The organism is Chitinibacter sp. ZOR0017 (assembly GCF_000799095.1).
Taxonomy (GTDB): Bacteria; Pseudomonadota; Gammaproteobacteria; order Burkholderiales; family Chitinibacteraceae; genus Chitinibacter; species Chitinibacter tainanensis.
Map to the genome: position 1 here is coordinate 43,802 of NZ_JTLG01000014.1, position 24,168 is coordinate 67,969.

Here is a 24,168-nt window from a genome sequence, read left to right on the forward strand (position 1 = left end):
TGCCAAGTAGGCACACTACACACCGTGAGCTGGCGCACAAAGAAAACCCGCCAAAACGACCGTTTTAAGCCACAACCTCCACCCTGATCCAGCCACAAAAGCACCGACCAAAGTGGTATCTAACCACCCCCCACACCCACACATTTTACTGACAAAATAGCCACTTAACTGGCCGGCTGCGGATAGCCCGCTTTGGCCGCGGCAATCGCCTCGATCCGCGCAGCTTCCACCGCTTGCGGGATTTGCCGTTTGTCGGCGCACGCGGCAGCGATGGCGCCGGCATTCACCGCCGCCGCCGCGGCCAGCAGGGCGCGCAGATAATCGGCCTGCGGATAGGCGCAATCTTCAAACGTCCAGCGCCCGCGCGCGTCGGCAAGGCAAGCATCCAAGAGCTGGCCAAAGCGCTCGGGCCGGCGTAGCGCATCACAGCGCTGCAGCAGCTGCCACACCGTGGCCGGGCGTAATTCAAAGGCGGTATGCACCAGCGTGTGCTCACGGCAAGTCAGCACCGCCAGATCGCGACATTCGCTTGGCACGCGCAAGCGCTGGCAGAGCGCCTCCACCAGTGGCACCCCACGCATTTCATGCTGAATATGCCGCGGCAAGACTTCGGCTGGGGTTAAGGCTTTGCCCAGATCGTGGCACAAAGCCGCAAAGCGGGTGGCCAGCGGCCAGCCTTGCGCGGCGGCATAATCCAGCACCAGCATCGTATGCAGGCCGGTATCGACTTCCGGGTGATAATCAGCCCGTTGCGGCACGCCCCACAGGGCGTCAAGCTCTGGGGCAATACGCGCCAGCGCGCCGGATTCGCGCAAAGCCGCAAACATCAGGCTGGGCCGCGCCTCCAGCAAGCCTTTGGCGATTTCCTGCCATACTCGTTCGGGCACCAGATGATCCACTTCGCCCGCGGCCACCATCTGCCGCATCAGCGCCATGGTTTCAGGCGCGGTGGCAAACCCGAAACGGGCGGCAAAGCGGGCCAGACGTAAAATCCGCACCGGGTCTTCGGCAAAGGCGGGCGAGACATGGCGCAAAGTGCGCGCCGCCAGATCAGCCTGGCCGCCATAGGGGTCGATCAATTGCCCATCAGCATCTTCGGCCATGGCATTGATGGTGAGATCGCGGCGCAGCAAGTCTTCTTCGAGCGTCACGTCGGGGCTGGCGTGCACCTCAAAGCCGGTATAGCCATGACCGCTTTTACGCTCAAGGCGCGCCAGCGCGTACTCCTCATGGGTATCTGGATGCAAAAACACCGGAAAATCCTTGCCCACCGGCTGAAAGCCTTGCGCCAACATCGCTGCGGGCGTGGCGCCCACCACCACCCAATCCACATCCTTGACCGGCAGCCCCAGCAGACGATCGCGCACCGCGCCGCCAACCCGATAAATCTGCATGTTATTTCCTTAGTCTGAAGAGTTACTTCTGCCGGCCGTCATTTCCGGTCTACAATCTAGCGATTATCGCTTAATTCAGCATGAGGATGGGGTTATGAAGATTGCCAACAATGTCACCGAACTGATCGGCAAAACACCGCTAGTCAAACTCAACCGCGTGAGTGCCGGCGCGGGCGCCACCATCGTGGCCAAGCTGGAATACTTTAATCCATCGCACTCGGTAAAAGACCGCATCGCCGTCAGCATGATCAATGCCGCCGAAGCCGCTGGCCTCTTGGGCCCGGACACCGTGATTGTGGAGCCAACCTCAGGCAATACCGGTATTGGTCTGGCCATGGTGTGCGCTGCGCGCGGCTACAAGCTGGTATTGACCATGCCGGAAACTATGTCCAAAGAGCGGCGCGCGCTGCTGCGCGGTTATGGCGCCGAGCTGATTCTGACCCCAGGCCCCGAAGGCATGGGCGGCGCGATTGCCAAAGCCAAGGCGCTGACCGAAGAGCACGCCAATTACTTTATGCCGCAGCAGTTTGAAAACCCGGCCAACCCGGAAGTGCACCGCAACACCACCGCGCTGGAATTGTGGGATGACACCGATGGTCAGATCGACATTCTGATCTCCGGGGTGGGTACGGGCGGCACGATTACCGGTATCGCCGAAGTGATTAAGGCGAAAAAACCCTCTTTCCAAGCCATTGCCATCGAGCCCGACGCCAGCCCAGTGTTGAGCGGCGGCGCCAAAGGCCCGCACCCGATCCAGGGGATTGGCGCCGGCTTTGTGCCCAAAGTGCTGAATACCGAGATATACGATGAAGTGATCCGCGTAAGCAATGACGATGCCTTTGCGACCGCGCGGGCGATGGCCACGCAAGAAGGGATTTTGTGCGGCATCTCGGCCGGTGCGGCCACTTGGGCGGCGATTCAGGTTGCGCAGCGGCCAGAAAACGCCGGCAAGCTGATTGCGGTGATTATTCCGTCTTTTGGCGAGCGCTATTTGTCGACCAAGCTGTTTGAAGGTCTGGCTGACTAAGTAACAACTTGGGTATATGGCTGCGGGCCAAATTGATCATAGCCTACAGACGTATACCCACCCAAACCTAACAACTAACGAAAAGGCAGTCGCCCGACTGCACGCCACGAAGCGGCATCACGAGTCATCCGGCTAGTAATCAATCTCCGGCCGATCATCCAGCGCCCGCCAGTTACTCACATCACGGAATACCAGCACCGCGCCGATCGTGTGCGACTGTTCATCGCGAATCCGCGCGCCGCACTCTTCAATCTGGAAATTGAGCCCGAATTTATTCAGCAGCACACTGCGCCGCGCGCCGTGGTATTGCCCGCCTTCGCGCAACACCTCATCAATCAGATCAGGCAGCGGCAAGCGACTGAGCCGGTCTACGGTCTGGTAAATGGCACTCAGCGGCTGCCCACGCGCGGCGCTGAGCTCCCAGCCCACCAAGGATGAGGCCACCGGATTGATGTAATCCACCCGGCCAAACACATCGGTGGTGATCACGCCATCGGCGATTGAATCCAGCGTGGCTTGCGCGCGCTGCTGCTCGGCCAGCAAGGCGCGCTGCGCCATCCGTACCGATGTAACATCCCGGCCAATGCCGCGATAGCCCAAAAACTCGCCATCATCACCATACAAAGGATGGCCAGAGACGCTGACGATGATGGTTTCGCGCCCGAGTTGGGAGGTGTATTCAAAATCGCGATACGGCCGGTGCATGGCCAGCACATGCCGATGCTCATCCCACTGCGCCGTCGTGAGCCCACCCGTGCCCAGCTCCCAGCGGCGCTTGCCAAGGAAGAAATTCGGCGCGATATCAAAGCGGGTAAAGAAGCCACCAGTCACCAGCGTAAAGCGGGCCTCGGCATCTTGCTCCCAGAACCAATCGCTGGAGAGGTCGAGCATTTCCTGTAAGCGCTGCGCCTGCTTTTTCAGGCTCAGGCTTTGTTCATATTCGACACTGATATCGCGCACAAACAAAGCATTGGCCACGGGCTGCAGCCGGTCATTCTGAATTGGCTGCAGATAGGCTTCGAGGTGGCGCAGCTCGCCATCCGGTAGCGTGTGGCGGCTGGCAAAACTTTGCGGGAAGGGTAATTCACCCAGCTCGGATTGGCTTAACAGCACCTGATATTGCCCGGCCAGCTTCTCGCCCGGCGGGCAAAACAGCGCATCTGCGGCGGCATTGGCATACAAAATTCGGCCATCCGGCTGGCGCAACACCACTGCATCGCGGGTGTGTTCTACCGCCTGCAACAGGTATTGCACCTGCTGCTGCCGCTCCAACTGATCACCCTTGGTTTGCTCCAGCACTTGCAGCGCCCAATGCCGCGAGCTGTAGAGGTATTGCATCAGCCCCGCCAGCCCGGCCAAGCCAAGCAGCGCCACGCCCAGCGCCATCAACAGCCATTCATTTTGATGTTCATTGAGAAACTCGGTGTGCGAGTCGTAATGCAATTGCCATTGCCGCCCGGGTAAATGCACCAGCTGCGTAGTTGAACGCGTGATTTTCAGCTCAGGCGCTACCTCGTAGCGCATCACCTCACTGGCTGGCCGCGCCCGCACCCAGGTTTTTAGCGCATAGCCCTGATCAACCAAGCGCCAGCTCAAACGGTCATCATAGTTACCGCGAATCAGCGGCCGCACCACCTCGCGTAAGCGCACCAGCGCCACCACACTGCCGGCATGTTGGGCGCGGCGATCATCCATGGAGGGCTCGGGGGGTAAATCACGATAGATCGGCGCGATATAGGCAAACATCGGCTCTTCAGAGCCCGGCAGCCGAAACACGGGGCTGGTCAGCAGCCGGCCGGTATCACGCGCGCGGATCAGGGTTTCGCTCAGCGCCAGCGATTGCAGCACATTTTGCCCGAGCAAATCGCCGGTCATCCGGTTGATCGGATAAAGGAATTCCAGAATTTGGTAAGGGCTTTCGCCGATGAGCGGGCCGGGCTGATAGTCTTTGTAGGCCAGCGGGGCCACGCGTTTATCCGCGCGGGCGGCGGCAATATGCGCCTGGATTTGGGTATCACTAATCGGTCGCACCAAGGCCATGGCCAGCAAGCTGGGGTGGCGGTACAGCACATTGCTTTGCAGCAGCAGATCATAAAACTGCTGCCGATCCAGCGCGGGGTTGAGCGTGACCGCGGCCTGCAGGCCGAGCAACACTTCTTGCTGCTGATTCAGCCGCCCTTCGAGCTCGCTGGCCTGCCCGGCCGCAATCACTTCGAGCTGATGCTGTGCCGTGCTTTCCACCTGCTGCAACAACAGCGCGGCACTCGACAGCAGCACCAGCAAACCACCAGCCAAGACCGCTAGCAAAACGGTGTAGCGCTTGATCCAGGACCACAGCTTCAACAAATGACCTCCCGCAATCACAACGGCCTGCCGTTAACCGGCAGGCCTGTTGTAGTTGTATGCCAGATTGGCAGGCGGGGCAACTGTGGCCCCGGCGGTGTGGCGTTTCTTACGCGTTTCCGGCGCTGAGGAACAGCTGATAAGCGGGATTTTCCGTTTCCAGCCAATACGGGTAGCCCAGGCGGGACAAAAACTCGCCAAAGGCCGCATCGTCTTCCGGCGGTACCTGTATCCCGACCAGCACGCGACCATAGTCCGCGCCGTGGTTGCGGTAATGAAACAGCGAGATATTCCAGTTATCGCTCATGCCATTGAGGAAATTGAGCAGCGCGCCCGGCCGCTCGGGAAACTCAAAGCGGATCACCCGCTCATGCAGCGCCTGCGGAGCCTGTCCGCCCACGAGGTGGCGAATATGCAGCTTGGCCATTTCATTGTCGGTGAGGTCCAGCGCCGGCAAGCCTTCCTGGGCCAGCTTTTCGATCAGCTCCACCACTTCACGACGCTGCTGAATCGACAGGCCGACAAATACATGCGCCTGATCATCCGCACCATAACGGTAGTTAAACTCGGTGACATTGCGCGCGCCGATCAGGCTACAGAATTTGCGGAAGCTGCCGGGTTGCTCCGGCACCGTCACGGCCATAATGGCTTCGCGCTGCTCGCCCATTTCGGCTTGCTCGGCCACATAGCGCAGGCGATCGAAATTCATATTCGCGCCTGAGGCAATCGCGATCAGTGTTTGGCCTTCCACGCCCTCGCGCGCGGCCCACGCTTTGGCCCCGGCAATGGCCAGCGCGCCAGCCGGCTCAAGAATGGAGCGGTTGTCTTCAAACACATCTTTGATCGCCGCACACATCGCATCGGTATCGACCAGAATAATGTCGTCCACGTATTGCTGCGTCAGGCGGAAGGTCTCTTCACCCACCTGCTTCACCGCCACGCCGTCGGCGAAAATCCCGACTTGGGGCAAGGTAATGCGCTCGCCCAGCTTCATCGAGAGATACATGGCGTTGGCATCGGTGGGCTCAACCCCGATGACTTTCACTTCCGGACGCAAGCGCTTGATATACGCGGCCATCCCCGCCAACAGGCCGCCGCCGCCCACCGGGATAAATACGGCATGAATCGGATCAGGGTGCTGACGCAAAATCTCCATCGCCACCGTACCCTGGCCAGCGATGACATCCGGATCATCGTAAGGGTGGACAAAAGTAGCGCCGCTCTCCGCCGCAAGTTTGATCGCGTGCTCGTAGCAATCGGAATACGAATCGCCCACCAGCACCACTTCGGCGCCGCGGCGGCTCACGGCCTCCACCTTGATACGGGGCGCGGTCGCCGGCATCACGATGGTGGCGCGGCATTTCAGGTGTTGCGCCCCCATGGCCACGCCTTGGGCGTGATTACCGGCAGAAGCCGCCACCACGCCGCGCTCCAGCTCGGCCGGGGTCAGCTGCACCATCTTGTTATACGCACCACGAATCTTGAACGAGAATACCGGCTGCATGTCTTCACGCTTGAAGTAAATGGTATTACCCATGCGGCGTGATAAATTCGGGGCAAATTCCAGCGGGGATTCGATCGCCACGTCGTAGACGCGGGCAGACAAGGTGCGTTCAAGGTAATCGGTCATCATCGGGGCCAGTGAGCAATCAACAAAAAATGGGCAGTGCTTACCCAACTGCCCATTCTACCCCTAAACCAGCCCCCCGCGGGCTCAGTGATCGGTGAGGGTCTGGCGAATTTCCTCGATACGGGGCAGACACTTAAAGAAGGCGTCCACCACTTTCGGGTCAAAATGCTTGCCCGATTCGCTGCGGATCGTCTCGAGCACCTGATCGCGCGGCCAAGGGTCTTTGTAGCAACGCGCATGTGTTAGGGCATCGTAAACATCGGCCAGCGCAATAATGCGCCCGGCGATATGGATCTCGTCGCCCTTCAGTTTGCGCGGGTAGCCGCTGCCATCCCAGCGCTCATGGTGCTCATAGGCGATCACCGACGCCATTTTCAAAATGCGAGGCTTGGATTCGCGCAGCATGTCATAGCCCAGCTGGGCATGGGTATCCATCACCGCCCGCTCGGCACTATCGAGTGGCCCGGGTTTATTCAGCACCTGATCGGGAATCCCCACTTTACCAATATCATGCAGCGGGCTGGCCGCGCGGATAATTTGCGCCTCTTCTTCGCTCAAGCCCAGCTCCAGTGCCAACACATAGGAAAACTCAGCCATGCGATGAATGTGTTTGCCGGTATCTTTCGAGCGGTTTTCAATCACCTCGGAAAGCTGATAGATAATGCTGCGCTGGGTGTCTTCGATTTCTTTATTCAGCATCAGGTTTTCGTAGGCAATGGCCACGTTTTTGCAGAATAAATCGATCAGATTGGCATCGGGGTGTGATAGCTCGACCGGGCCATCGATAATCAGCAGATTAATCGGCCCGTGCGGCGAGATAAAAAAGCCAACGAAATGATCACTAGCAAACACGCTTTGCTGCTTGCTAATGGCCTCATCGATTGACGGCTGCAGGCGGCTAAGCTCGGCGCCGCTGAGTGGCTGGCCGCAAAACTGCTGATACCCCCCTGTGGCATACATCACCACTAGGTCATTATCGTGGCTTAACGCAGCCATACCCCCATTCACCACCAAGTACAGCGCGTCTTGCTCAAAAAACAGCAAGGACTGCAGCTGCTCCAGTACGCCTTGGGCAAATTGCTGGATGGACTGCAGGCGGAAAATACTGGTTGAAGCATCCACGACTTTGATCAGGCCACGGCGGTTGGCCTCCAGCTGGCGGCGCTGATGCTCGATCAGCATGATGTCGTTGTAGGAGCGCAAAGTACCCAGCACCGAGGTATACAGTTTGTCGCGAGTCAGCTCCGTTTTGGCTTTGTAATCGTTGATGTCGTAGTTTTCGATCACATGCCGCTCGGGCGCCACGCCGGGCTGGCCGGTACGCAAAATGATGCGGATATGATGGTTATTTAAGGTTTCGCGAATCTCACGCGCCACCATCAGGCCGGCGTCTTCGGTTTCCATCACCACATCAAGCAAGACCAGGGCAATATCATCGCGCTGTGCCAATAACTCGACGGCCTCACGGCCGGAGTAACAGGACAGAATATTCAGCGGCCGCTTCAGAAAATCAATATTGGTCAGCGCAAGCTTGGTAACGTGATGGATATCAGGCTCATCATCGACCACCAAAACATTCCAGGGCTGCACCTTATTCTGTTCTTCGACCTGGGTATCGTCTTCCAGCCAGTTGTCGTCGTCCAGCATGCTCATTGTGTCGTACTCCCTAAACCGTGACGGGGAAACTGAATGACAAAACACGCGCCACCGCCCGGTGTTTCTTCGATATGGATCGAACCTTTCAGATGCGCGACCACCAGATTGTGCACGATGCTCATGCCTAGGCCACTGCCACCTTGTCCGCGTTTTGTAGTGTAGAACGGCTCGAATACTTTTGCTCGCGCGGCCGGCTCGATGCCACGCCCGTTATCCTGAAAGCGCAGCTCTAGCACCGTGCTAGATAGTTCCCGCACACTAATCTGAATCTGCCCGGCTTGCTCGGGGGCAAAGGCATGCAAAATCGCGTTATTCACCAGATTATTAATGATCTGGGTAAAGGCCGATGGATCGGCGCGCAACTGAATCGCCGCCGGGCAGCTCAGCGCAATTTGATGCGGGGTTTTGCGCAAAGTGGGGCGCAGCGATTGCAAGATTTCTTCCAGATAATCGCCAAGTACAAATTCCCGGACCACCGCGGCCGTCTGATCGACCGAGATATTTTTAAAGCTGCGAATCAGCGCGGCGGCGTGATCACAATGGCGCAAAATCAGCGTGGCCGCATCGCGAGCGACAGTGGCGTAATGCTGTAGATCGCTTTTCTTGAGATGGCCTTCTTCCAGTTGCTGCTGCAGGGTATGGGTTTCAGTATCTAGCGTGGATGCGGCGGTCAGCGCAATACCCAGCGGGGTATTCACCTCATGCGAAACCCCGGCCACCAGCGCGCCGAGGGCGGCGAGTTTTTCGGATTCGATCATTTGCTGCTGGGCGCGGCGCAAATGGCCCAGCGCCGCTTCGGCTTCTTCTTTGGCTTGCGCCAGTTCGGCCGTGAATTGGCGCTGGGTGGTCACATCGGCCTGCGCGCCCACCACCCGAATCACCCGCCCGCTGACATCACGATCGGCCACGCCATGGCACACCAGCACCCGCCAACCTCCATCCTGATGGCGCAAGCGATATTCCAGCGCCAAGATGCGCTCGCCTTCCAGCGGGCGAATTTGCACATATTGCAAAAACTGGCTTTTGACGGCTTCAAGATCATCCGGATGTAGCAAGCCATGCCAGCTGGCCAGCTCATCGGCTAATTCATGCTCGGCGTAGCCCAGCATGGATTTCCAGCGCGAGGAAAAATACCATTGATCGTGCTCGGCATCCCATTCCCAGATGCCATCGCCCGTGGCTTCCAAGGCCAGCGCCCAGCGGCGCTCAGAACGGCGCAGCTGCAAGCTGATGTCGTTGATTTCATCCAGTGCATCGGCAAACAGCTCGTTACGCTCACGCAAGGCGATCAGCTCCAGCTCCTGCGCGGCCAGCCGCTGACCACAGGCCTGCAGCAGCGGTTGCCACCAGCCGGTGTGGGCAGTGTGCAAAAAGCGGTCACCCTCGGCGCGCCAGCGCTGCAACACGCGCTGACGTTGCGCCAACAACCACAACCCCGAAAATACCAGGGGTATAGCCATACAAAAAAGCAATACCAAGGCCAGTAGCGCAATACCCTGCCAACTCAGGCTAACCGCCAGCGCCCTGCTACTAATCTGGAATGGCCATTGCTCCAGCGGCAGCAAAACCAGCGCCAGCAGCAGGCCTGCAGGCAATAACACCACGCCCGCCATCGCCCCATAAAAATATCGCTTCGCTGTCACAGGCCGCCCGCATCTGCATTGACCGGCTCTTACTATAGACAGGCATTACGCCGCGCGCCGCGCCAAGCGGGGCTTTAAATTCGGCGGCACGGCATTATTTAATACAGCATTGATCTCCAGGAAGCACAGCATGACGCAGATGACCCCACAGGAAATTGTTCACGAGCTGGACAAACACATTGTTGGCCAAGCCGCCGCCAAAAAAGCCGTGGCCATTGCCTTGCGCAATCGCTGGCGGCGCCAGCAAGTGGCCGAGCCACTGCGGCATGAAATCACCCCGAAAAACATTCTGATGATCGGCCCCACCGGGGTGGGCAAAACCGAAATCGCCCGCCGGCTGGCCAAGCTGGCCGATGCGCCGTTTATTAAAGTCGAAGCCACCAAATTCACCGAAGTGGGTTATGTGGGCAAAGATGTCGACAGCATCATTCGTGATCTGATGGAAATCGCCATCAAGCAGGTGCGCGATCAGGCCATCGCCCGCAACCGCGTCAAAGCCGAAGCCGCGGCGGAAGAACGCGTGCTGGATGTGCTGCTGCCCCCACCGGCAAACAGCTATGGCAGCGTGAATCACGATGACAGCCAAAGCGAAACGCGGCAGAAATTCCGCAAAATGCTGCGCGAAGGCAAATTTGACGACAAAGACATCGAAATCGACGTCGCCGCCGCCCCACCGACCATGGAAGTATTCAGCCCACCGGGGATGGAAGATTTTTCCAATCAGCTGCAACAGATGTTTAAAGGCGCGATGGGTGGCAAAACCAAAAAACAAAAACTCAAGGTCGCCGACGCGCTCAAGCTACTGGTGGATGAAGAAGCCGCCAAGCTGGTGAACGAAGACGATGCCAAGCAAGAAGCGCTGCAAGCCGTGGAGCAAAACGGCATTGTGTTTATCGACGAGATCGATAAAGTCACCACCCGCGCCGAAGGCAGCAGCGGTGAAGTCTCGCGCCAAGGGGTACAGCGCGATTTGCTGCCGCTGGTCGAGGGCACGACGGTCAGCACCAAATATGGCATGGTGAAAACCGACCACATTCTGTTTATTGCCAGCGGCGCCTTCCATCTGGCCAAACCCTCCGATCTGATCCCCGAGCTGCAAGGCCGTTTTCCGATCCGCGTGGAGCTCAACTCGCTCACCGTCGATGATTTCGCCACCATCCTCACCGGCACCGATGCTTGCCTTGCCAAGCAGTATCAGGCGCTGCTGGCCACCGAAGAGATCGAGGTGCAATTTACGCCTGAAGGCATTCAGCAAATGGCAGCGATGGCGTTTCAGGTGAACGAAAGCACCGAAAACATCGGCGCGCGCCGGCTGTACACCATCATGGAACGGCTACTGGAAGACGTTTCGTTCGAGGCCAAGCGCGGCGCCGTGGTGGTCGATGCCGATTTTGTGCGCCAGAAACTCGGCGGCGTAGCAGCCAACGAAGACCTCGCGCGCTACATGCTCTAAACACCGCCTGGGTATTGCCTTGGGGGCTATATATTCAAAAGCCCCTATAGCAATACCCCTTTCATTTCCGCAAAGACCACACCGCCAGACCGCCGCGCGCCAACTACATCCCCGCGCCACAATATCACCCGCCCAGCCGACGAGCCCCCCCCGCCTTACAGGCTGCCGCGCCAGTACGCGTCAGAATTTGACCCTCATCAAAACTCAAATATTTAGCGCAACACCGCCACAAAAAACACAATATATTGTGTTTCAACACGACAACGGCCCTAGCTGAAGTCGTGCAGGTTGTTCCGGTCTGCGTGCAGACCATCACGGAGCCATATTTCGGGCGGGCCAACCGCCCGCCCGCTTTTTTGGCCCTAGCGCCCCTTTTTTTGCGAGGATTTTGCCCATCATGCTCAAAGTGACCAAACGCGACGGAGCCCGTGCCGCCTACGATAGCGCCAAGATTTTTGAAGCCTGCCGCAAAGCGGCCTCGGCGGCGTGCTATCCGCAGCCCGAGGCGCTGGCCGAACGGATCACCGAGCAAGTGGAAGAAACCTGCCGCCTGCTCAGCCAGCAAGGCCCGCTCGACATCCCGACGATTCAGCAGCTGGTCGAAAACGCCCTGATGCTGGAATACCCGGAAGTAGCGCGGATTTACATCGAGTATCGCCACGATCGCGATCGTATTCGCGCACAGGGCTCAGAACTGCACGCCAAGCTGATGGGCTTGGTGAATAAAACGGATGTGGATGCCACCACCGAAAACGCTAATAAAGACGCCAATGTATTCCCTGTAATGCGTGATTTGATGGCCGGGATTGTCTCCAAGCAATTTGCCAGCACTTTCCTGCCCAAAGACATTCTGGAAGCACACAACAGCGGTGATATTCATTTTCACGATCTGGATTACTCCCCGTTTCTACCCTTTACCAATTGCTGCCTGGTGGATCTGAAAGGCATGCTGGAACACGGCTTTCGCCTTGGTAACGCAAAAATCGAAAGCCCGAAATCCGTCGGCGTGGCCTGCGCGGTGACGGCACAAATCATTGCCCAAGTGGCCAGTCATCAATATGGTGGCACCACAATTCCGAATATCGACCAAACGCTGGCGCCGTATGTGCTGAAAACCTACGAGAAAAATCTCGCGATTGCCGCCGACTATGGCATCAGTGAGCCGGAACGCTATGCGCGAGAACGCACCGAAAAAGAAGCCTACGACGGCATTCAGGCCTGCGAATACGAGATCAACACGCTATTTAGCTCGAATGGCCAACAGCCATTTGTGACGTTCTCGTTCGGCATGGGCACTAGCTGGGCAGAGCGAATTATTCAGCAGGCGATTTTGCGCGTGCGCATCAAAGGGCTGGGCAAGGAAGGCACTACGCCGGTGTTTCCGAAACTGGTGTTCTTTCTGGAAGCCGGCATCAACCTCAAACCCAGCGACCCGAACTACGACATTAAACAGTTGGCACTGGAATGCACATCAAAACGGATGTACCCCGACATCATTTCGGCCAAGCTCAACCGCCAGATCACCGGCTCTAGCGTGCCGGTCTCGCCCATGGGCTGCCGCAGTTTCTTGTCGGTCTGGCGCGATGAAGCCGGCCGCGAAGTGCTGGATGGGCGCAATAATCTGGGCGTGGTCAGCCTGAACCTGCCGCGCATTGCAATTGAGGCGCAAGGCAGCCAGACCCGCTTTTTTGAGATTTTGCATAGCCGCCTGCAGCTATGCTACCAAGCGCTGAATATCCGCATTCAGCGTCTCTCCGGCGTGAAAGCCAATGTGGCGCCGATTTTATATACCGAAGGCGCATTTGGCGTGCGGCTCAAACCGCAAGACGACATCATGAGCCTATTTCGTAATGGCCGCGCCTCGATCTCGCTGGGCTATATCGGCTTGCACGAAGTGGGTGTGCTGTTGTTTGGCGTGCATCCGGCCGAATGTGCCGAAGCACAGGCTTTCTTGCGCCATGTGGTGCGAGTGATGGCCGACACCACCACGCGTTGGAAAAAAGAAACCGGCATCGGCTTCTCGCTGTATTCCACCCCGAGTGAATCACTGTGCCACCGTTTCTGCAAACTGGATGCCGCGCGGTTTGGCGAGATTGCCGAAGTGACCGACAAGGGCTACTACACCAATTCCTTCCATCTGGATGTGCTGCGCAAGGTTAACCCCTTCGCCAAGATCGACTTTGAAGCCGGCTACGCCGAATACGCCAGCGGCGGGCATATTACCTATGTTGAGCTGCCGAATATGCAGCACAACCTGCTGGCACTAGAGCGCATTTGGGATTACGCAGTCGAAAAAGTGCCGTACTTTGGCAGCAACACCCCAGTCGATGCCTGCGGCGCCTGCGGTTTTATGGGCGAAGCGCTGGCCACTGCGGCCGGTTTTGTCTGCCCAGACTGCGGCAACACCGACAGTGCGACACTTTCCGTCACCCGCCGCGTCTGCGGCTACCTTGGCAGCCCCAATGCACGGCCATTTAACGCCGGTAAACAAAAAGAAGTGATGCGCCGCGTGAAGCATTTTGAAGCGGTGAACGAGCGCAAATTAGCGAAGGTATAGCCCGCCAAACCGCATAAATATTAGATTTTCAGAATATACCGCTATAGGTATCGTCAAGCAGAGATCACCATGAACTACGATCGCTACTACACCTACGATATGGTGAACGGCCCAGGGCTCAGAGTGACGCTTTTTGTCACTGGCTGCGTCCACGCCTGCCCCGGCTGTCACAATGAGTCACTTTGGGATCGCAAAGCCGGCAAGCCTTTCACCGCCGAAGTGCAGGAAGAGCTACTGCAAGCCTGCGCCGACCATGACGGCCTTAGCCTCTCCGGCGGCGACCCCCTCCACCCCGCCAATCGCGATGCGATTTTGGCGCTGTGCCAAGCCTTTAAGGCGCGGTATCCGGAAAAGAATATTTGGTTGTGGACGGGGTATACACTCCGCGAAGTTGAACAATTACAAAACCTCAAGTACATAGACACTTTGATTGATGGTCGATACGAAGCAGCCAACACCAGTAGACTCCCTTGGCGCGGCTCAAGCAACCAGCATTTAATCAGTCCCATCCAATCCTAAGTCAACTCTCAGCCTAAATTCAAACCGGCGACTTGCATGTACATTTGACGGCGCACATCTTTGGCACAAGAAATGCTAACTAATTGATAAGTTGGCAATATGTTCAGAAGGCAAATAGGAATGAATGGCTTCACCCTATTAGAATTGATCATTGTGGTTGCGGTAATTGGCATCCTAGCATCAGTCGCTGTACCACAGTACTTGCAGTATGTCAGCCAAACAGAAGATCAAACCGCGCTGTCTGACGCTCGTAACTTCATGGCAGCAACAATTGCCAGTTTTGCCAAAGACTAGCTGGCACACTTTGTGCTTAACACTATTCAAGCAGCACCCAGTACCTAACTACTTAGGATTAAATCATGAAAAAGATGCAGAAGGGTTTTACCCTGATTGAACTGATGATCGTCGTTGCGATCATTGGTATTCTTGCGGCTATCGCAATCCCTCAGTTCTCTGAATACACTAAAAAGGGTGAAGATAAAGCGGCTCAGTCTGACGGCCGTAACTTCCTGACTCAAGCCGTTGCCAATGGCACTGTAAACTAAGGGGATTGAAATGAAAAAAAGCCAACTTCTACTTGCCATTGCAGCAGCTGCTGCAGCGGGCTCAGCATCAGCTGCAAGCCCATGCACAGGAGCAACAGCTCCAACTCCTGCAACAATCGCAGCAGGTACATTTATTCAAACAGGCTTTACATTCAATTGTTCTAAAAATGTAAAACTTGACTACACAGAAACTTCAGCAACTTTACTAACAGTTAGCAAAGCTTGCTCGATTAAAGGTAAAACAATTTACTCGGGAACATCTGATTCAGGCTCACTGACCGGCACCACCACCGGTACGTGCTAAACCAATCCGCTACAAACAACAAAACCCAGCATCGTCTGGGTTTTGTTGTTTGTAGCACTTGGGTCACAAAGTTTGATTTTCAAATTCATCCTCGAAATGCAATAATTTAACTTTAAATTTAAATCTCGTTCACACAAAATGCCCTCCAGCGTTACTTCCCACTTTATTAGCACTTGGCGCGCAGGCATTCGCAGCCGTGCTTTCATGACCACAGCTGTAATTGGCTTAGCACTGATTGCTTGTGCTTGGCTGGCAGCAGCATTTTCAGCTCGACAGCCACAAGCAGTGGCACTCGATGTTGGCATTTCAGCAATCCGAATTGCAATGACTTTAGTTTGCCTTTCATGGGCTCAAGAATTAATTGGTAAAGAAATCGAAAAACGAACAGTCTTTTTTGTTCTTGCCTACCCACACCCTAGATCCAGTTATGTATTAGGACGCTATTTAGGCATCATCACAATGGCATTAATCAGCTTGATGCTATTAACCACATTACTAATTGGGATTGTCCATATGGCAAGCTGGGGCTATCAAGTACCCCATCAACTCCAATTGGGATTACCGCTTTTTACTAATATGCTGTTGATGTGGCTAGATCTTTGCCTAGTTACAGCTGTTGCAGTGACTATTGCACTTGCATCAACGACCTCACTGATGCCTTTACTTTGTGGATTAGGTTTTGCGATTGCAGCTAGAATGATTGGCCCCATGTCAAACTACATTTCGCAAGGCGCCGATGGTGATGAGAAACTACAAGCACAATTCTCACCAATACTCTCTAAATTAGTATGGTTACTTCCTGATCTAGATCGGTTAGATGTTAGAATTTGGCCACTTTACGGAGCCGCACCAGATATGATGACGCTGGCATGGTCCATTGTTGCATCATTGACTTACACAGGCTTAATATTATCCGCCGGCATATTATTTTTTAATCGAAGAGATTTTGCATAGATGCACAATCGATTGCCAAAATCAGTAATTCACTTACTCTCAGTTGTTTGCTTAATATTAGCATTTCTCTACGCCAATAAACAATTGGAACCGCGTCCAAGAGATAAAACCAGAGACTATCTGAGCATTTATTTTCCTGCCCCCGCGCAACTAATCCAGTCTTTCGGCGATAGATTTTTAGCCACCAATGTCAATACCCTACGCTCTTTCACCGTAGGGGTTGATATTTTACCCCCAGAAACGGTTGCCACCCAAGCATTACTCCAACGCGATGCTGCTTTTTTCAACCCCTATAATAGCGACAACTATTATTTAGCAGCAGCAACGTTGCCATGGAATGGGCACTTAACCGAAGCCCAGTACATTCTTAAAAAGGCAAACAATGCACTCACACAAGACCCATTGCCAGCTTTCTTTTATGCCTTTAATGTTTTACATTTTGAGAAAAACACAGAACTTGCAGCACAAAGCCTGCGCGACTCTGCAAGAAAAATAAAAGATGAGCATACAAAAACCGCTTTGAATGCCTTAGCTGCACAATGGTTAGCAAACAAAAAAACGACTAGGGCAGCTCAAACATTGCGAATCATGGCGAAAGAAACCAAAAACAAAAACTTTTCAAAGTTTTTAGAAAACAAAGCCTTACGCCTAGAGATTTTAATTTCACTAAACAACCAAAAACGTCAATGGGAGAAAACGAATCAGAAAAAAATCAACACCATCAACGAAGCAATTAGCAGCGGACTCCAATTAAAAGAAATCAAAGACCCTTTGGGCGGCACACTGATCATTGACCCCAAAGGCGAGTTTAATTTCAAAGACTTAAAATAATCACCCACCATGACAACAAATGCCATTCAACTCGACTTTATTTGCAAAACATATAGCAAAGGTTTAACAGGCAAAGTCAAAGCACTCGATCAAATTAATCTTAACATTGAGCATGGAGAAGCATTTGGATTTATTGGTGCTAATGGCGCAGGAAAAAGCACCACAATAAAAATTATAACCGGTGCACTACGCGCAAATAGCGGGAAAGCCACCATTGATGGCTGTGATGCCAGCTCACCTAAAGCTCGGGTTGGCTTAGGTTATGTTCCAGAAAGTCCATACCTTTATGACTACCTAACCCCCTTAGAAATTCTTCGCATGGGAATCAAAGCTCATAATTCAAAACTGGACTCACATTCGATTGAAGTTAACTGCAAAAGATGGCTAGAGAAATTTGAAATTGCACACGTTGCAAACAAAACAATCCGTAGCTTCTCAAAGGGCATGATTCAAAGAACAGCATTAGCACATGCTTTAGCAATCAACCCTAAGTTACTGATTTTAGATGAGCCATTATCTGGCCTTGACCCCTTAGGGCGTCAATTAGTTATCAATTGTTTAGCCGAATACAAGGCCACGGGTGGAACTCTCTTCTTCAGCTCGCACGTTTTACATGATGTAGAACGCCTTGCCGACAGATTTGCACTTATTCACCAAGGCCAAATAAAAAAAATAGGCAAAACATCAGAATCTAACACCTCCTACACAATTACTTATAACGCCCCAACCTCAAATCAAACAAAACAATTAATCTGCGGCCCCGATAATTTATGGACAACACTTGAAAAATTAAAGCTTGAACGGGCAAACATAATAGAACTTCACTCAAAGAAAAACCTTGAAGAACAATTTATCGAAATAACAAAAAATGAAAATCATTGAAATCAACGAAGAACTAATCAAAAAAATCCTCGCAATCTCAAAAGACAAGAATGAAATTTCACTAAATGACTTCATTGACTTTGAAAATGAAAAGTGGCTATGGATTAAAACTCCAAACATCCAGACGAACAAACCGCTTTTAGAAGAGCTAATCAATCAATGCGGCCTTGATAATACACCATTCATTGCAGCACCAATCATAGTACATGAGGCTCACTCTCACCCCATCACCCCACTAATTCGAAATCTTGAATTACTCAGCTGCGCATTGATCAGTATTGAACTAAACGCGATTTGCATTTTCAAGAAGATTTGGCCTGGGCTAGATTCATTGCGCCTTGTGCTACACGAATCCGTGGCTGCGGCAAATATTCGCAGATTCGATGCACCAACTGCACTGAACTTAATCAATACTCGACCCACACTCTCAAGCAGAACCCTCACCCTCCCTGAAGCACCTCTTCCGTCAATAGATGAACCGTATGAAGAGTTCTCCAAAGAGATTCGAAAAGGAATTAAGCGCGCGAGAACAAATCAATTTTTAGAGTCTGTACAACTTGCAGCAGAAGCAAGAAAATATGATGCGTCTTATGTGTTAGAACTTAAAAACCGCTACAAGACTGAAGATACCTGCATTCGAATTGGTTGCACCTTATTACCAGGCAAGGAAAACCTCTTGCTTGAAACAATAAATAGCCTAGAGAATCAAACGCATAACAATTGGCAGTTATACATTATTGCATTTACCCCAGCAGTCATATCATTACCAAATAATGCAATTTGGCATGAATTGAGTGATGAAGAAGATAGCATCGAACTTTTAAACCACTATCTTTTCGATCATGATGGATTAAGTTCCATCATGGAAGCCGGTGATCAGTTAACCTCTTTTGCCTTTACATTAGTGATCGCGGAATACCATGAAACACATGCAGCTGCACTGTATTCGAACTCACTCGTAATTGATTCTTTCCCCACTCTGAGCAAAGCCACTTGCCTGCCAGAATTTGATTCAGAGCTGTTGCGCAGAATGGATTACTTTGGTGATGCCTTCTGGTTCAATCCAAGAAGCACATCTTTGCGGCTTGATCCTGAACTTTTTAGTAGCTCGTATTATAAATTTAAACTTCAATTTACCATCGAGTTTAAAAACATCCCACATCGAATTGATGAAATAATTTACCTCCACCACAAAGACGGTGGACACAATTTCTTTCCGACTGAAGATTGCTGGGCAGAACAATTGAAAGTAGTTGAGCAGCACCTAGAGAATTGCAATGTAACCGCAGATATCTATAAGGCTCAATACAACTTTGGCAATTGCATTACCTACCAACCCAAAGGCAACCCTAAAGCTTCCATTTTGATACCAACCAGGGACAATTTAGTTGATCTATCGGAGTGCATTACATCGCTAAAAGAGCTAACCAGCTACCAGAACTATGAAATAATTATTATCAACAATGGCAGCACCCAATCATCAACAATTGAATATCTCGAGAATTTATCAACCCATGAAAACATTACGGTCATTCAATACCCAGGCAAGTTCAATTACTCGAAGTTAATTAATAACGCAGCCAAAGTTGCAACGGGTGAAATATTAATCCAGCTAAACAATGACACTGTAATCATTGACCCAGCGTGGCTTACTAAGATAATTGGTTCCTTACAGCAACCTGGAGTAGGTGTTGTTGGCGTTCCGTTATTGTTTGAAGATGGCTCTTTGCAACATGCTAGCGTTGGAGTTGGCCTAGGCAGCGTAGCTGGACATTACTTCTATAAAATGAAAGCCGAAGAAACCTTCATGTTTTTTGGCATGACCTCTCACGCGGTTCCCGCTGTAACAGGTGCATGTCTCGCAATGTATAAGTCTTTATACGACACAGTCGGTGGAATGGATGAGGAGCTCACGACATTTTACCAAGACATTGATTTATGCCTAAAGGTAGCAGCTAAAGATTTTTCAATTCAATTTGTAGCTGAAACTGCTTTAATTCACAAAGAATCCAAGTCATTACGCTCAAAATACGAACCAACAACACTCAATGCTAGAAAGCCAGAGTTCGATAGAGAAAGCACCATATTTAAACAGCGCTGGCTTTTAAATCCACTAATTTGGAAAACATTTAGCAGACAGTGCAACCTCCATAGCTATTGGGAGCCAGAAACACAGTATATTGCCAACCTGAGACTAACTGCCACAGCCAAACAAAATAATATTCTTACCATTTCACACGACACAGGAGCTGTTCATGCATATCGCCTAGAAGAGCCTATGCGTGAATTACGAAAATCAACTGCAATTCAAGGCTTGAATCACAAGATGATTCAAGGCTTTGGACTTGCCGAACTATCTTTACTTAGACCAAATTGTATTATTTTGCAACGCCCTATATTTCAGAAAGTGACGGATCAAGTAATTTACTACAGTCAAAAAAATATTGAATGTCGTCTTGGCGTTGAACTAGATGATTTAATTCATGAAGTTCCATTTCACAACCCAATTCACACAGACCCTTCTTTTGAGCTTAGCCTCAAACTTTGTGACAATGCTTTACGACATGCAGACTTTCTCGTAACCACCACTGAATTTCTTGCGAATTACTACTCAAGCAAAGTAAAAGATATTCGTATCATCAACAACTTCATTGATATAACCCGTTGGGCCTCTCTAACAAATTCAGCCCCCAATCAGGAACGCCTGAGAATTGGTTGGGCAGGAGGCAGTAGCCATAGAGCAGATATTCTTTGCATTAAAGATGTCATTCAGCATACTTCAAGCTTTGTCGACTGGGTTTTTTTTGGTATGTGTCCAAATGAAATCAGACCCTATGTCAAAGAAATTGTTCCTAGCGTTACGTTTGAAGCCTATCCCAATAAACTCGCATCACTAAACCTAGATTTAGCCATTGCACCACTAGAAGACAGTGTATTCAACAGAGGCAAATCCCACCTAAAGATTATTGAGTTTGGGCACTTGGGAATACCCGTGCTATGTAGTGATCTTGAGCCGTATCAAGGGGATTTTCCAATTATTCGTCTTAAAAATAGTTCCGAATGGGTAGAGGCTATTAACTGGTTAAATCGTGATAGAGCCAAACTGCAGCAACTCGGACAAGCCTTAAAAGAAAAGGTCACCCAGAACTGGATATTACAAAATAACATTGAGAAATGGAAAACAGCATGGCTTGAATAAACCAGGATGAATTCCGGCCAGAAAAACACGGCAACTAAATATACGAAGGAGAGGGGTCCTCAAAACCTCTGTTTTTACGAAGATCGTCGCCGTAACCAATTAATTATTAAATAGTTTTATCTTCAAAAATGAGATTTTTCAAGGCTCACGAGAGTACTGCAATCAAACGAACACGGGCAGCAACTATGTGTTTACATCTTTCGCTCCGAGAGTCTGCTTGCAGTGGCTTCAGCCTCGTCGAAATGGCCGTAGTATTGGTTATTGTCGGCCTCCTCATGGCGGGGCTACTGGGGCCATTAGGGGCGCAGTTGGAAGCGCGCAGGTTGGCGCAGACGAAAACTGTGCTGGAGAACAGCAAAGAGGCGCTACTGGGCTTTGCGGTGCAGAATAAGCGACTGCCCTGCCCGGCCAATCCGAGTACTAGCGGCACGGGCGAGGGCCTGGAAGACTTGAACACCGGTACTGGCAGCTGCAATCGCCTCGTCGGTGCGCTGCCGTGGGTGACGCTGGGGGTCAGTAAAGTGGATGGCTGGGATCGTCGAGTGACATATCGCGTCAGTAATAGCTTTTCGCGCAGCGGCAGCCTGCCCAATTTGAGCAGTAGCGGCGATATCACAGTACGTGCGAGCAGTGGTGGCACCATCGTAGCGAATAATTTGCCGGTAGTACTCGTTTCCCATGGCAAGGATGGTTTGGGTGGCTATGCCAATGACGGCTCGGGCTTGGCCGCCGCAACAGGCGATCAGCTAGAAAACAGCAATGGCGATACCACGTTTATCAGCCGCAACGCCGATGAGAGTTACGACGATGTCACTGCCTGGTTGCCGACGACTTTGGTACTGGGGCGCATGGTGAGTGCTGGGGTATTGCCATAAAAGTATTATCATCAATAGATCTGACCCATATACTCACTAGGGTATGGTAAACAGCCGATCATTGCTGCCCGCATTTGGCCAAACGTAGACATCATCCGCCCCCCCCCACCAGCCATCCTGATTGGCAGCGTCTTCTAGATAATCACTTAAATTTGTACTCACCACACTGCTGGTCGTTTGCGTAGCGGCAATGCGGGCGATGTTGGCTTGCGGCGTGCCGGGTAAGATAAATAGTACGGTGGGGTGGCTATCGGCTTGGCCACTGCGCTGCACCGTCAGCGCGCCACAACTGGCCGTGCCGCCCACGGTGTAGTACACCGCACGATGCCAGAGATTATTGCGAAACCAGGTGGGGTAGTTGATAGCGGTATAGCTCTCATCGGTTTGCGGTAGGATGCCGCGACATTCGCCCACCACACTAGGGCACCAATCCGTACTGCTGCCGCTGTTCTGCCGATTATCGCTGCAGCGGGCGTCGCTGATGCGCGCCGGTGCCGGATAGTAGCCGTGGGTGGCACGATAACTCTCCAAGGCCAGTTTAATTTCGCTGGCCAAGCGCTGCTTGAGTCGATCCAGCCAGTCATTAGCGCTGATGATCAGCAGCTGATCGTTAAAGCTGGCATCCAGACTGCCCTGAATATACGGGCCACCGGTCGTGGCATTGTTGCGCCCCGCACGGGCTTCGAGATAGGCGGCGGCGTTCCACAGATTACTGCGATCTTGGCCATAAATCCCGGGCCCAGGCGCAAATAAAATGGCGGCGGCTTCCTCGCCCGCTGCCGTGGCCAGCGTCGCGCCATCGTTTTGATACACCTGCAGCGTGGCGCGTAAATCGCTATTGAGCAGCCGCCCGCTGGCCGGAGCGCGGAAATTACTATCCCGCGTATACCACAGTGTTTCCCCCCAGCCATCGAGTGGATTTTGAATGCCCAGCGTACGCCAAGGCAAACGGCCGACTTCACCATGCGCACAGCTACTGGCCGCAATACCCTCGCCCAATGACGTACTCATATACGGGCAAGGTAACTGCAACGGCACGCCACCTGCGTTGGGCTGGGTCAGCGAATAGGCCACCAGCGCCGCGCGGGCCGTGAGCAAGGCCTCGGCCGAACGTTGCTGCCGCAGCGCGCTTTGCTCGCGCGCTTTAAGTTCGCGCAGCAGCAGCGAGCTACCGACCGCCGCGAGCAGAAAAAGTAAAAGCAGCAAGGCAACGCCCTGCTGCTGGTAAGGTAAACGCATGCACAACCCGGCAAGCAACAGACTTCATCACTATAGAAAACGCACGCTAGAACGCGCGAGAGAAGTCAGCCGGATGCTTGCAGGTTGCCGGGGCGGGGGAATTAGTCGCCGTAGCCCTGCGGATTTTGGCTTTGCCAGCGCCAGCTGTCATTGCACATGTCTTGCAGATTTTTCTCGGCGCGCCAGCCCAGCTGCTCGAAGGCCGCTTGCGGGTCAGCGTAGCAAGCGGCAATATCACCCGGCCGCCGCGCCACAATCTGATACGGCACCGTGCGGCCCGAGGCAGTTTCAAATGCTTTGACCATATCGAGCACAGAATAACCATTGCCGGTACCCAGATTCACCGTCACATTGCCCGGCTGAGTGGCCAGTTTTTGCAGCGCTTTGACATGCCCGATGGCCAGATCGACCACGTGGATGTAATCGCGCACACCGGTGCCATCCGGCGTTGGGTAATCGCCGCCAAATACTGATAATTTTTCGCGCTTACCCACCGCTACTTGCGCTACAAATGGCATCAGATTATTCGGGATGCCTTGCGGGTCTTCCCCAATCAGGCCCGATTCATGCGCGCCCACCGGGTTGAAATAACGCAGCAGGGCGATATTCCACTCGGGCTCGGCCACGCGTAAATCACGCAGCATGTCTTCGATCATCAGCTTGCTCCGGCCATACGGATTGGTGGCCGAGAGCGGGAAATGCTCCAGAATCGGTACGGTGTGCGGGTCGCCATACACGGTGGCGCTGGATGAGAACACCAGATTTTTAACTCCAGCGGCTTTCATGGCCTCCAAAAGGCGCAGCGTACCGACAACATTGTTGTCGTAATACTCCAGCGGCTTGGCCACCGATTCGCCCACCGCTTTCCAGCCGGCAAAATGCACCACGGCAGAAAACGCATACTGCGCGAACGCTGCCGCCATGGCGGCACGATCGCGGATATCGCCCTGAATGCAACGGATCTCTTCACCCAAAATCGTCTGCAAGCGATTGAGCACTTCCGGTTTGGCATTATAAAAATTATCAAAGATCACTGGCTTAAAGCCAGACTTGACCAATTCAATATAGGTATGCGACCCAATATAACCTGCGCCGCCAGTTAGCAAGACATACATAG

The 24,168-nt window shown here is 53.0% G+C and carries 18 protein-coding genes and 2 pseudogenes; 13 read left to right on the plus strand and 7 right to left on the minus strand.

Translation table 11 applies throughout. The annotated features are described in order from the left end of the window. Positions 1 to 164 precede the first annotated feature (164 nt). Complete coding sequence (locus L991_RS04125) at positions 165 to 1,394, minus strand: multifunctional CCA addition/repair protein (RefSeq protein WP_047392575.1); 1,230 nt, start codon at positions 1,392 to 1,394, stop codon at positions 165 to 167. Between the two features lie 94 nt (positions 1,395 to 1,488). Between L991_RS04125 and cysK the strand changes: the two genes are divergently transcribed. Then, positions 1,489 to 2,421, plus strand: coding sequence for a cysteine synthase A (cysK, locus tag L991_RS04130; RefSeq protein WP_047392577.1), 933 nt, complete (start codon positions 1,489 to 1,491; stop codon positions 2,419 to 2,421). A gap of 132 nt (positions 2,422 to 2,553) precedes the next feature. Here cysK and L991_RS04135 read toward each other — a convergent pair whose 3' ends face one another. The 4 genes from L991_RS04135 to L991_RS16320 all read right to left on the minus strand — a co-directional run bounded on the left by L991_RS04135 (position 2,554) and on the right by L991_RS16320 (position 9,651). Then, complete coding sequence (locus L991_RS04135) at positions 2,554 to 4,767, minus strand: PAS domain-containing protein (RefSeq protein ID WP_047392578.1); 2,214 nt, start codon at positions 4,765 to 4,767, stop codon at positions 2,554 to 2,556. A gap of 106 nt (positions 4,768 to 4,873) precedes the next feature. Beyond that, entirely contained in the window at positions 4,874 to 6,397 is a 1,524-nt protein-coding gene (gene ilvA, locus L991_RS04140) for a threonine ammonia-lyase, biosynthetic (RefSeq protein ID WP_028449983.1), read from the minus strand. 81 nt (positions 6,398 to 6,478) lie between these two features. Beyond that, positions 6,479 to 8,047 carry a DUF3369 domain-containing protein gene (locus L991_RS04145; protein WP_197053800.1) on the minus strand — a complete coding sequence of 523 codons (1,569 nt, stop codon included), beginning with the start codon at positions 8,045 to 8,047 and terminating at the stop codon, positions 6,479 to 6,481. Further along, positions 8,044 to 9,651 carry a sensor histidine kinase gene (locus tag L991_RS16320; RefSeq protein WP_197053801.1) on the minus strand — a complete coding sequence of 536 codons (1,608 nt, stop codon included), beginning with the start codon at positions 9,649 to 9,651 and terminating at the stop codon, positions 8,044 to 8,046. Before L991_RS16320 ends, L991_RS04145 begins: the two co-directional genes overlap by 4 nt. A 172-nt stretch (positions 9,652 to 9,823) precedes the next feature. On the opposite strand from L991_RS16320, the gene hslU reads away from it, so the two are divergent. From hslU to L991_RS04195, 12 genes and pseudogenes are all read left to right on the plus strand, one after another. After that, a complete protein-coding gene (gene hslU / locus L991_RS04155) occupies positions 9,824 to 11,146 on the plus strand; it encodes an ATP-dependent protease ATPase subunit HslU (protein ID WP_047392580.1) in 1,323 nt (440 codons plus the stop codon). Between the two features lie 397 nt (positions 11,147 to 11,543). Then, positions 11,544 to 13,703, plus strand: a complete 2,160-nt coding sequence (gene nrdD, locus L991_RS04160) for an anaerobic ribonucleoside-triphosphate reductase (protein ID WP_156128976.1) — start codon at positions 11,544 to 11,546, stop codon at positions 13,701 to 13,703. A gap of 69 nt (positions 13,704 to 13,772) precedes the next feature. Continuing rightward, positions 13,773 to 14,222, plus strand: a complete 450-nt coding sequence (nrdG, locus tag L991_RS04165; RefSeq protein ID WP_047392582.1) for an anaerobic ribonucleoside-triphosphate reductase activating protein — start codon at positions 13,773 to 13,775, stop codon at positions 14,220 to 14,222. A gap of 120 nt (positions 14,223 to 14,342) precedes the next feature. After that, entirely contained in the window at positions 14,343 to 14,516 is a 174-nt protein-coding gene (locus L991_RS04170) for a type IV pilin protein (protein ID WP_156128977.1), read from the plus strand. 65 nt (positions 14,517 to 14,581) lie between these two features. Further along, positions 14,582 to 14,698, plus strand: a pseudogene (locus tag L991_RS17625) (prepilin-type N-terminal cleavage/methylation domain-containing protein); the annotation flags it as partial. 79 nt (positions 14,699 to 14,777) lie between these two features. Then, complete coding sequence (locus L991_RS17195; protein ID WP_156128978.1) at positions 14,778 to 15,071, plus strand: hypothetical protein; 294 nt, start codon at positions 14,778 to 14,780, stop codon at positions 15,069 to 15,071. 138 nt (positions 15,072 to 15,209) lie between these two features. Continuing rightward, positions 15,210 to 16,025 (plus strand): ABC transporter permease subunit, encoded by an 816-nt coding sequence (locus tag L991_RS16855; RefSeq protein ID WP_081986521.1) that lies wholly within the window; start codon positions 15,210 to 15,212, stop codon positions 16,023 to 16,025. Further along, positions 16,026 to 16,856: a hypothetical protein gene (locus L991_RS17200; protein ID WP_156128979.1), complete on the plus strand. Its 831-nt coding sequence runs from the start codon at positions 16,026 to 16,028 to the stop codon at positions 16,854 to 16,856. A 9-nt stretch (positions 16,857 to 16,865) separates the two neighbouring features. Then, complete coding sequence (locus tag L991_RS04185) at positions 16,866 to 17,738, plus strand: ABC transporter ATP-binding protein (protein WP_052190589.1); 873 nt, start codon at positions 16,866 to 16,868, stop codon at positions 17,736 to 17,738. Continuing rightward, complete coding sequence (locus L991_RS04190) at positions 17,725 to 20,937, plus strand: glycosyltransferase (RefSeq protein WP_047392591.1); 3,213 nt, start codon at positions 17,725 to 17,727, stop codon at positions 20,935 to 20,937. The genes L991_RS04185 and L991_RS04190 overlap by 14 nt, the downstream gene beginning before the upstream one ends. Before the next feature lie 185 nt (positions 20,938 to 21,122). After that, positions 21,123 to 21,218: pseudogene (locus L991_RS18000) on the plus strand (prepilin-type N-terminal cleavage/methylation domain-containing protein); the annotation flags it as partial. A gap of 42 nt (positions 21,219 to 21,260) precedes the next feature. Beyond that, on the plus strand, positions 21,261 to 21,812 hold the full coding sequence (locus L991_RS04195) for a hypothetical protein (protein ID WP_231550479.1): 552 nt from the start codon (positions 21,261 to 21,263) through the stop codon (positions 21,810 to 21,812). A gap of 36 nt (positions 21,813 to 21,848) precedes the next feature. On the opposite strand, the gene L991_RS16325 is transcribed toward L991_RS04195, so the two are convergent. Then, positions 21,849 to 23,051, minus strand: coding sequence for a hypothetical protein (locus tag L991_RS16325; RefSeq protein WP_052190591.1), 1,203 nt, complete (start codon positions 23,049 to 23,051; stop codon positions 21,849 to 21,851). Positions 23,052 to 23,152: 101 nt separating this feature from the next. After that, positions 23,153 to 24,166, minus strand: a complete 1,014-nt coding sequence (gene galE / locus L991_RS04205) for a UDP-glucose 4-epimerase GalE (protein WP_047392596.1) — start codon at positions 24,164 to 24,166, stop codon at positions 23,153 to 23,155. Positions 24,167 to 24,168 lie beyond the last annotated feature (2 nt).